Origin of the sequence: Bradyrhizobium sp., from assembly GCF_049586575.1 — a bacterium.
Taxonomy (GTDB): Bacteria; Pseudomonadota; Alphaproteobacteria; order Rhizobiales; family Xanthobacteraceae; genus Bradyrhizobium.
In genome coordinates, this window is record NZ_JBAVCF010000293.1 from 20,039 (window position 1) to 29,028 (window position 8,990).

Genomic DNA, 8,990 nt, shown 5'->3' on the forward strand with positions numbered 1-8,990 from the left:
TCCTTCGCGCTTTATCCTTTCGTCTCATCGGCCGATGCCGTCATGCAAATCACGGCCGGAACGAGCGACCCTGTAATCCATTGAATCCGAACAGAAAAAGCCCTATCCGAAAATATTCCCCTGGAAACGCCTGCGGGGCCGTTAACGCTGCCCTGAAAGCCAGCCGGCTGCGACGATTTTGGTCTTTCCAAAAAGCAGTCGGGGTCGTACCACGCAGGGCGGTTTTTGCCGTGGCGATGCAAGCGGGAGGGGTTTCGCTTGCTGGGAACGCCGGCGAGGCTACAATAACCTCAAGGCCGAAAAAGGCCGCAGATAACGGAGAGAAACGTCATGAAAGCAACATCCCGAACGCCGCTTTTGCGTTCGCTGCTTGGCGCCACGGCCCTGGGCCTCGTGCTGGCGGCATCCGGTCCGGCAGTCGCCGCCGACCCAATCAAGATCGGCGTTATCGCGGAGGCGCAAGCCATCGCCGGCGCCTCGATCCCGCAGGCGGCCCAGCTTGCCGCCGACGAGATCAACGCCAAGGGCGGTGTTGACGGACGCAAGATCGAAATCGTCACCTATGACAACCACTCGTCCTCGGCCGATTCCGTCCGCGCCTTCCAGCGCGCGGTCAACGAGGACAAGGTCAATATCGTCATCTCAAGCTACATCAGCGAGGTGGTGCTGGCGCTGGAACCATGGGCCGCGCGTCTGAAGACGCCCTTGGTCACGCCGGGCGCGGCCTCAAACGAGATCAGCAAGGCCGTTCACGCCGACTATGAGAAGAACAAATACACCTTCCACGGCTATCTGACGTCGGCGGCGCTGGCGCTGTCGGTCTGCGATGGCGCCAAGGATCTGCTGGTCGATCAGAAGCACATGAAGACCGCGGTCATCATGAGCGAAGACGCCGCCTGGACCAAGCCGCTCGATATCGGTTACGAGGAATGCCTGCCCAAGATCGGGCTGAAGGTGCTCGACCATATCCGCTTCTCGCCGGACACCACCGACTTCACCCCGATCTTCAACAAGATCGAAGGCTCCAAGCCTGACGTGATCATCACCGGTATCTCGCATGTCGGCGTGCAGCCGACCGTGCAGTGGAAGAACCAGCAGGTTCCGATCCCGATGTTCGGCATCTCTTCCCAGGCCACCAACTCGACCTTCGGCAAGGACACGAACGAAGCGTCGGACGGGGTGATCTATCAAGGCGTGTCAGGTACGGGCGTCGCGGTGACCGCCAAGAGCGTTCCCTTCACCGAGGCCTTCAAGGCGAAGTTCGGCAACTACCCCTCCTATGCCGGCTACACCGCCTATGACGAAGTCTATTACATCGCCGACGCCGTGAAGCGCGGCGGCTCGACCGACGCCGACAAGCTGGTGGATGCTCTCGAAAAGACCGACTGGGTCGGCACCATCGGCCGTGTCCAGTTCTACGGCAAGGACGATCCGTTCACGCATTCGATCAAATACGGCAAGGGCCTGATCACCGGGTTGATGCTGCAATGGCAGGACGGTCAACAGGTTGCCGTATGGCCGCCGGAAGTCGCCAAGGCCAAGTTGAAGTTCCCAAGCTTCATCAAGGTCACGTCGAACTGAACTCAGCATGATGCTCCCGGGGAGATCTCCCCGGGAGCATTTTCGTGACATCTAAAGCGCGATGAGATTTGATTGAATCAACATCGCGCTTTGGTTCTTTGACCAAGCATGATCTTTTCGGAAAACCACTTCGCACTTTTCCGGATCAGGTTTTGGTTTCAATCGGAGGCAGCGGGGGCTGCCGCGGCGGTGTAAATGCTTGCGCTTCAGATTCTGATCGACGGTTTTGCCATCAGCGCGCTGTATGCGCTGGGTGCAACCGGATTTACCCTTATCTTCGGCGTCTCCGGCGTGCTTAACCTGTCCCACGGCGCCCTCATGGTGTTGGCGGCGGTGGCCGCCTGGGCGGCGGCGAGCGTGCTCCATCTCGACACCTACGCTGGCGCGCTGGTCGGCGTGGCCGCGGCGCTGGTTTCCGCCCTCGTCACTTATTTCGCGGTGGTGCAGCCGATCCAGAAATCCACGCGAATTCCGACCGAGGAGAAGGAAATCTTCGTCCTGACCGGCACGCTGCTCTGGGGCATCATGATCCAGGAGTTGATCGCGTATTTCTTCACCAACAACGCCAAGACCGTGCTGCCGATCGTCGAGGGCGTTATCGATATCCTCGGCATCCGCACGCCGCGCAACGAGATCTTCACCGCCGTTGTCTGCTGCCTTGTGATCGCCCTGCTCTGGCTGCTCGTCAATCGCACCCGCACCGGCAAGGCGGTGCTTGCGGCTTCGATGAACCCGCGCGGAGTAACGCTGCTCGGGCTCGAGCTTGGCAACATCTATGTCGTGGTCTGGGCGATCTACGGCATCCTCGCCGGCATTGCCGGCGTGCTGCTCGGAATGTTCTTGGGCGTCAGTTCCTACAGCGTAGGTCCCTTGACCGCGAGCGCCTTCTCGATCGTGGTGCTCGGCGGACTCGGAAGCGTATCCGGCTCACTGATTGCCGCTTTCGTCGTCGGTTATCTCGAAACCATCACTGCCTACCTCATTTCGCCGGCCTACCGGACGATTCCGGCTCTGCTGCTCCTGGTCGCGGTGATGTATGTGCGGCCGCAAGGCCTGCTCGGGAGGCGTTGACGATGGGCGGGTTCTTCAAATCACGGCTGTTCTTCGTTTCGCTCGCGATCGTTATCATCGCCTCGACGCTTCCGCTCTATGTCTCCGGCTATGTTCTGGGCTTGTTGACGGTCGCCTATTACTTCGGCGTGTTTGCGATGGCCTGGGACCTGCTGTTCGGGTTTGCCGGCGAGGTCAATTTCGGCCCGACCTTCCTGATCGGCGTCGGCGCCTACACCGCCGGCATTCTGAACGCCCAATACGGCTGGTCGGTTTTTCTCTGCATCGTGCTCGGCGCGCTCGCTTCGGTCGTCGCCGGTGTCGTGCTGGCATTGCCGGCGTTACGGGTTCGCGGCCCCTATTTCGGCCTGACCACGCTGGTCGCGGTGTTGATATTGCAGAACTTCGTGGTGGTGTTCGCCGATCTCACCGGCGGCGAGATCGGGCTGACCATTCCCGACGTCATTACGATCAACGCTGGCGCAAACTACTGGATCGCACTCGGCTTCATGACGATCAGCGCGCTGATCCTGTATGGCCTGTCGCAATCGCCGGTCGGGCTCGTATTGCAGGCGAGCGGCCAGGACCCGGTGCAGGCCGGCGCGCTCGGCTTCAACATCGTCAAGCACAAGCTGGCAGCCTTCGTCGTCTCTGCGTTCTTCTCGGGTCTTTCCGGCGCATTGCTGGTGTTCTATTTCGGCACCGCCTCGGTCGGGACCGTGGTCGATATCGCCGTCGGCGTGAACGTCATCGTCGCCGCCGTGCTCGGCGGACGCCGCACCGTGCTTGGCGCGGCGCTGGGCGCGATCTTCCTGATCGTCGCCAGCGAATTCCTGCGGCCGACCGGCGAGCTTGCGACCTTCATCGTCTCGGCGGTGGCGCTCCTCGTCGTGCTGTTCTTCCCCGGCGGTTTCCTGGGCGCCGCCCTTTCGCACGAGAGACGCTGATATGGACGCGACCACCAATAACCAGCCCGTCCTCGAGGTCCGCGGCCTCACCAAGCGTTTTGGCGGCCTCACGGCCGTGAAGAATCTCGACCTCGACGTGTATGCCGGCGAGATTTTCGGCCTGATCGGACCGAACGGCTCCGGCAAATCGACGGCGATGAAATCGATCATGGGGATCGAGCGCCCGACTGCGGGCAAAGTGATCTTCCAGGGTGAAGACGTCGCCGGCCTGCCCGCGCACAAGATTGCGCGCAAGGGTTTTGGCATGGTGTTCCAGCACTCGCGGCCGCTGAACCGGCAGACGGTGCTTGAAAACATCATGGTGGCGCTGTTGCCGGACAGCCTGTTCATGCTGTTTCCGGACAAGGCGCTGACCGAGCGTGCCAAGTGGATCGCCAATCGCGTCGGCCTCGGCGCGGTGATGGATCGCCATCCGCCGACGCTGCCCTTTGCCGACCTCAGGCGGCTCGAGCTCGCCAAGGCGATCGCCCGCGATCCCAAAGTGGTGCTGGTCGACGAGCCCTTTGCAGGGCTGACGCTCGGCGAAGTCGCGACCTTCTCCGAACTGATCAAGAGCTTCCGTGACGAAGGCCGCGCGGTGCTGCTCGTCGACCACAATGTCAAGAGCGTGGCGGCATTGGTCGACCGGGTGCTTGCGATGTATCTCGGCGAGAAGATCGTCACCGGCCGCGCCGACGAGGTCATGCGCAACGAGACCGTGCGGCGCGTCTATCTCGGCGGCGCGATCGAGACGTCGGCGCGCCCGGAAACCAGCTTCAAGGACAAGGTCCCGCTGCTTCAGGTCGAAAATGTCAGCGTGTTCTATGGCAAGGCGCAGGCGCTGGAGAATGTGTCGATCCACGTGCATCAGGGCGAATTCGTCTCGGTGGTGGGACTGAATGGCGCTGGCAAGACCACGTTGTTCAACACGATTTCCGGCTTCCTGCCCTACAGCGGCGAAATCATCCGCGACGGCGGAAAGCTGCGCGGCACGAGCCCGGCAAAAATCGCGCGCAGCGGCATTGTGCAGTGTCCGGAATCGCGCGAACTGTTCGGCGAGATGAGCGTGCGCGAAAATCTCGATCTCGGAGGTCAGCACCTGACGGACGCGGACCGCGAGAAGCAGCTCGCCTGGCTGTTCGAGCTGTTCCCGATCCTCAAGGAGCGTCAGGGCCAGATGGCGCAGACGCTTTCAGGCGGCGAGCAGCAGATGCTCGCGATCGGCCGCGCGCTGATGATGCAGCCGAAAATCCTGATCCTCGACGAGCCCACGCTGGGGCTTGCTCCTGTTATCCTCGAGCAATTGTCCAAGGCCCTCGAACGGCTGCGTCAGACCACGCCGATTACCGTGCTGCTGGGCGAACAGAACGTGACGTTTGCGCTTCCCCACGCCGACCGCGTCTATGTGCTCGAACATGCGCGGATCGTCTGGGAAGGCGATCCGGGCCGTTTCGCAGCCGAGGCCGGCGAAGGTTATCTCTGACAACCGTCAGCGCGTTGCTTCAATCGGCAAGGACGGTGCGCTCGGGCATGGCCTTATCCGGCCGCGCGGTCTGCGTCGGCGCGTCGTCCATATTGACGCCGCCGACAAATTCCGCCTGGACGGAGTCGGATATCCAGCGAGACATCTTCGGTTGGGTGATAGCAAGTGTAACCAGCACAATTGCGATCAATGCCGGCAAGATCACAAATCCACTTCTACGACCTGGATTGGTGCTGTCGCTCTTGTTTGATCTGTCGAACGGAGCATTCATGGACGCCTCCACATTGAGGATGTCCCCCATGCCGCTAACCTAGCCCGGGATCGATCAAACACGTGTGACCTGCTTCACACTCGTTCGCGTTGCTCGAATTAAGGGCCTTCGGTTCCCGATCCGGCGATTTCCTGCAACGGACCGGCGTCCAGCACGACGATGGCGCCGTGTTCGAGGCGAACCCAGTTGCGGGAAGCCCAGGCGCGCAATTGCTTGTTGATGCTCTCGCGGGACATGCCGACCATCTCGCTGATTTCCTGCTGGGTGATCGCAATCGCGCGGCCGCCTTGCGTCGCCTTGTGGCGTTCGGTGAGGCGGATCAGGGCGCTTGCAAGCCGGCCCGGCAGATCCTGCAAGATCACCTGCTCGACCTGGTCGCTGGTCCAGCGCAGCCGCGTGCAAAGCAATTCGATGAACTTCATCGCCAGCGCCGGCTGGCTTTTTACGAACGGCAGGAATTCGCGGCGGTCGATGACGAAAATTTCACAGTTGCTGTTGGCGATGGCATCCGCCGTTCGCGCCTGCCCATCGAGCACGGCGACTTCGCCGAAAATCTCACCGGGGCCGATCAAATTGAGGATTGCGTTGCGCCCATCCGGCGATGAAATGCTGATCTTCACTGTTCCCGAAATGACCGCGATCAGGCTGTTTCCGGGATCGCCCTTGGAGAAGATCGTCGCGCCGCGCTTTAAGGTCGCGGACTTGGCGTAACGGCCAAGCTGCTCAAACGCTTCAGCGTCGAGGTCGCGAAAAATCGGGTGTTTGCGTAGCACCGACAGCTTTCCGTTTGCCATTTGCCGGGGCTCGATGGTTTTGTCTCGGGGCACGCCGACCAGTCCTCCGGATACGAAACCCGGCGCGCAACCCTGCCAAACGACCATCCATCGTCGGGCCGAGGCAACGGTTTGACAGCCGGATGCCGCTGAAAAAATGTCCCGTGACGGGATTCATGGAGTTTTCTCAGTAGTGCCGCAAAGATCGCGCCGGAACAAGTCCTGTTGTCAAGGAGACGACAGCGGGGCACCCTGTTCTCATGGACGCAATGCTCACAATTAAGGCTTCGTTAGGGGCTCCGACGCTCCATGGCTCGATGACGTGCGAGATGGCGTTTCGGACGGCCGCAACCCACTACCTCCACCAGTTGACGGCGCAGCATGGTGGTACTGTTGCGGGTGATGTGGACTCTTTGCACGCGATGCGTGTTGCGATGACGCGGCTCCGGACCACGATTGCCCTTTTCTCGCCCATGGTTGAGGGCGACGAACAACTGCGGCTTGCTACGGAGTTGAAGTGGCTGAACGCCCATCTCGGCATCGTTCGCGATCTCGATGTCGCGCTCGAGCGTTTGGCGAAGACCACGCGGCCAGCAAGCCTCAAGGATCAGTCCTGGAAACGCGAGCGTGCCGCCTGCCAGCGGCATTTGACACGCGCCCTTGGTTCACCACGCTATCGGCGGCTGATCGGGGATATCACCGCCTGGATCGAGAGCGGCGACTGGTCGCGGAAGAGGACTAAAAAAGCCGTCGCGCGGCGCGCGCGGCCGGCGGACGAATACTGCTCCGGCAAATTGCAGGAGTGGCGGAACAAGCTCTTGAAGAAAAGCCACAAGCTGAAGGAGCTCGGCGCGCGGAAACTTCACCGGGTGCGGCTTGCCAACAAGCGGCTGAGCTACGCGATCGAAGCCGCGGAGACGTTGGTGCCATCAAGCGGGACATCCGCCGTGAAGGCAACGCTGAACCTGCTGCGCAAGACCCACAAATCGCTCGGCGAGTTGAACGACGATGCACGATTCCGCGCGCTCGCGGCCGCGCTTGGCGAAGACAAGATGGATGGGAGGGAACGCGCGCTTCAGCCTAAACAAAAGAAGCGCCTGCTGCGGAAGGCGGCAGACGCCTATAGCGACCTTGCGAAGCTCAAGCCGCTGAAAACCGCGTAGCGCTTAGAGTATCGCGTAGCACTTAGAGTAATGCCGCCGGGAGATGCAATCAGCGCGGCACGACCGCGGTCGCCTCGATTTCGACCTTGGCTGCTTTCTCGACCAGACGCACGACCTGCAGCAGCGCCATCGCCGGATAATGCGCGCCGAAGATCTCGCGATAGATCTGCCCGAGCGCCTTCAGGCTTGCGAGATATTCGTCCATATCGACGACATACCAGGTCAGGCGAACCAGGTGTTCCGGCCCCGCGCCGCCTTCAGCGAGAATAGCAGCAATGTTGCGCAGGGTCTGGCGCACCTGCGCGATGAAATCCGCCGGCAAATGGCCGTGGATGTCCCAGCCGATCACGCCGCCGGTCACCACCAGACGCCCCTCGGCGGTCATGCCGTTGGCATATCCTTTCGGCGCCGGCCAGCCGCTCGGTTGCAGAATTCGTGACTCCGCAGACAGCGTCTCGCTTTCGGAGCGGACGGCAGTAGAAGGGCCTTTCAAAGGGTTCACTGACTCTTCCTTCTTCATTCAGCCGCCACGCCGGTCGAGGGGCTTTTGCCTTGCGCGATCTGCCGCAAGGCAAAACGCTGGAGCTTGCCGGTCTGGGTCTTCGGCAATTGCGCGACATATTCGATGGCGCGCGGATATTTGTAGGGCGCGATCGCCTGCTTGACGTGATCCTGCAATTCGGCGGTGAGCGCGTCGCTTGCAGTCACGCTCGCCGTCAGCACCACATAGGCCTTGACGATCATGCCGCGCGCTTCGTCGGGCGCGCCGACCACGCCACATTCGGAGATCGCAGGATGGCTGAGAAGCGCGGCCTCGACCTCGGGACCTGCAATATTGTAGCCGGAGGAAATGATCATGTCGTCGGATCGCGCCACGAACGAGAAACGGCCCTTTTCATCGCGAGAGAAGGAATCGCCCGTCAGGTTCCAGCCGTCGCGCACATAATTCGACTGCCTCTGGTCGGCGAGGTAACGGCAGCCCGTCGGCCCGCGCACCGCCAGCTTTCCAACGGCGCCGGCCGGCAATTCGTTCATATTGTCGTCGACAATTTTTGCCTCGTAGCCGGAAACCGGAACCCCGGTGGAACCGGCAGCGGCGGCGCCCTCACGATTGCTGATGAAGATGTGCAGCATTTCCGTGCTGCCGATGCCATCGAGAATGGTTTTGCCGGTCTTTTTCGTCCAGGCGTCGAACACCGGCGCCGGCAAGGTTTCGCCGGCAGAGACCGCCAGTCGCAGCGAGGACAGATCGGCGCCCTTGTCCATCGCGGCCATCATCGCGCGATACGCTGTCGGCGACGTAAAGCAGATCGTCGCCTTGTAGGTCTCGATGATCTTGATCATCTCGGGCGGCGAGGCGTTTTCGAGCAGCGTTGCGGTCGCGCCAAACCGCAGCGGGAAAATCGCGAGCCCTCCGAGCCCGAAAGTGAAGGCGAGCGGCGGCGAGCCGACGAAGACGTCGTCCGGCGTGACGTTGAGAAATTCCTTGGCATAGCCGTCAGCGATGATCAGAAGATCGCGATGGAAATGCATCGTCGCCTTCGGCTCGCCGGTCGTGCCCGAGGTGAATCCGAGTAGTGCCACGTCGTCGCGGCCGGTCTTGACCGCCTCGAAACGGACCGGCTTGCTCAAGGCCACCCGGTCAAGCTCGGCGTCGTGGTTCGAGGTGCCGTCGAAATTGACGACCTGCTTGAGAAAGCGGCTGGTCTTGGCGCAGGCGAC

The 8,990-nt window shown here is 61.6% G+C and carries 9 protein-coding genes; 5 read left to right on the forward strand and 4 right to left on the reverse strand.

Annotation, left to right across the window (positions count from 1 at the left end):
* The first annotated feature begins 330 nt into the window (after positions 1-330).
* From WB528_RS11400 to WB528_RS11415, 4 genes are all read left to right on the forward strand, one after another.
* Entirely contained in the window at positions 331-1,581 is a 1,251-nt protein-coding gene (locus tag WB528_RS11400) for an ABC transporter substrate-binding protein (RefSeq protein WP_423888516.1), read from the forward strand.
* Positions 1,582-1,776: 195 nt separating this feature from the next.
* A complete protein-coding gene (locus WB528_RS11405) occupies positions 1,777-2,652 on the forward strand; it encodes a branched-chain amino acid ABC transporter permease (protein WP_423888517.1) in 876 nt (291 codons plus the stop codon).
* A gap of 2 nt (positions 2,653-2,654) precedes the next feature.
* On the forward strand, positions 2,655-3,578 hold the full coding sequence (locus tag WB528_RS11410) for a branched-chain amino acid ABC transporter permease (RefSeq protein WP_423888518.1): 924 nt from the start codon (positions 2,655-2,657) through the stop codon (positions 3,576-3,578).
* Between the two features lies 1 nt (position 3,579).
* A complete protein-coding gene (locus WB528_RS11415) occupies positions 3,580-5,061 on the forward strand; it encodes an ATP-binding cassette domain-containing protein (protein ID WP_423888519.1) in 1,482 nt (493 codons plus the stop codon).
* A gap of 19 nt (positions 5,062-5,080) precedes the next feature.
* On the opposite strand, the gene WB528_RS11420 is transcribed toward WB528_RS11415, so the two are convergent.
* Entirely contained in the window at positions 5,081-5,362 is a 282-nt protein-coding gene (locus WB528_RS11420; protein ID WP_423888520.1) for a hypothetical protein, read from the reverse strand.
* Positions 5,363-5,430: 68 nt separating this feature from the next.
* Entirely contained in the window at positions 5,431-6,159 is a 729-nt protein-coding gene (locus WB528_RS11425) for a Crp/Fnr family transcriptional regulator (protein WP_423888521.1), read from the reverse strand.
* Between the two features lie 275 nt (positions 6,160-6,434).
* On the opposite strand from WB528_RS11425, the gene WB528_RS11430 reads away from it, so the two are divergent.
* Positions 6,435-7,268: a CHAD domain-containing protein gene (locus tag WB528_RS11430; protein ID WP_423888522.1), complete on the forward strand. Its 834-nt coding sequence runs from the start codon at positions 6,435-6,437 to the stop codon at positions 7,266-7,268.
* A gap of 49 nt (positions 7,269-7,317) precedes the next feature.
* Here WB528_RS11430 and WB528_RS11435 read toward each other — a convergent pair whose 3' ends face one another.
* Both WB528_RS11435 and WB528_RS11440 read right to left on the reverse strand, forming a co-directional pair.
* Positions 7,318-7,788, reverse strand: a complete 471-nt coding sequence (locus tag WB528_RS11435; RefSeq protein WP_423888523.1) for a RidA family protein — start codon at positions 7,786-7,788, stop codon at positions 7,318-7,320.
* A partial coding sequence (locus WB528_RS11440) for an AMP-binding protein (RefSeq protein WP_423888524.1) occupies positions 7,785-8,990 on the reverse strand: 1,206 nt, incomplete at its 5' end. The genes WB528_RS11435 and WB528_RS11440, both read right to left, overlap by 4 nt.

Excerpts from the sequence above, each read along its gene's own strand:
- WB528_RS11405 (WP_423888517.1), top strand. The coding sequence starts at position 1,777 with ATGCTTGCGCTTCAGATTCTGATCGACGGTTTTGCCATCAGCGCGCTG.
- WB528_RS11430 (WP_423888522.1), top strand. The coding sequence starts at position 6,435 with ATGGCGTTTCGGACGGCCGCAACCCACTACCTCCACCAGTTGACGGCG.
- WB528_RS11400 (WP_423888516.1), top strand. The coding sequence starts at position 331 with ATGAAAGCAACATCCCGAACGCCGCTTTTGCGTTCGCTGCTTGGCGCC.
- WB528_RS11435 (WP_423888523.1), bottom strand. The coding sequence starts at position 7,788 with ATGAAGAAGGAAGAGTCAGTGAACCCTTTGAAAGGCCCTTCTACTGCC.
- WB528_RS11415 (WP_423888519.1), top strand. The coding sequence starts at position 3,580 with ATGGACGCGACCACCAATAACCAGCCCGTCCTCGAGGTCCGCGGCCTC.
- WB528_RS11410 (WP_423888518.1), top strand. The coding sequence starts at position 2,655 with ATGGGCGGGTTCTTCAAATCACGGCTGTTCTTCGTTTCGCTCGCGATC.
- WB528_RS11420 (WP_423888520.1), bottom strand. The coding sequence starts at position 5,362 with ATGGGGGACATCCTCAATGTGGAGGCGTCCATGAATGCTCCGTTCGAC.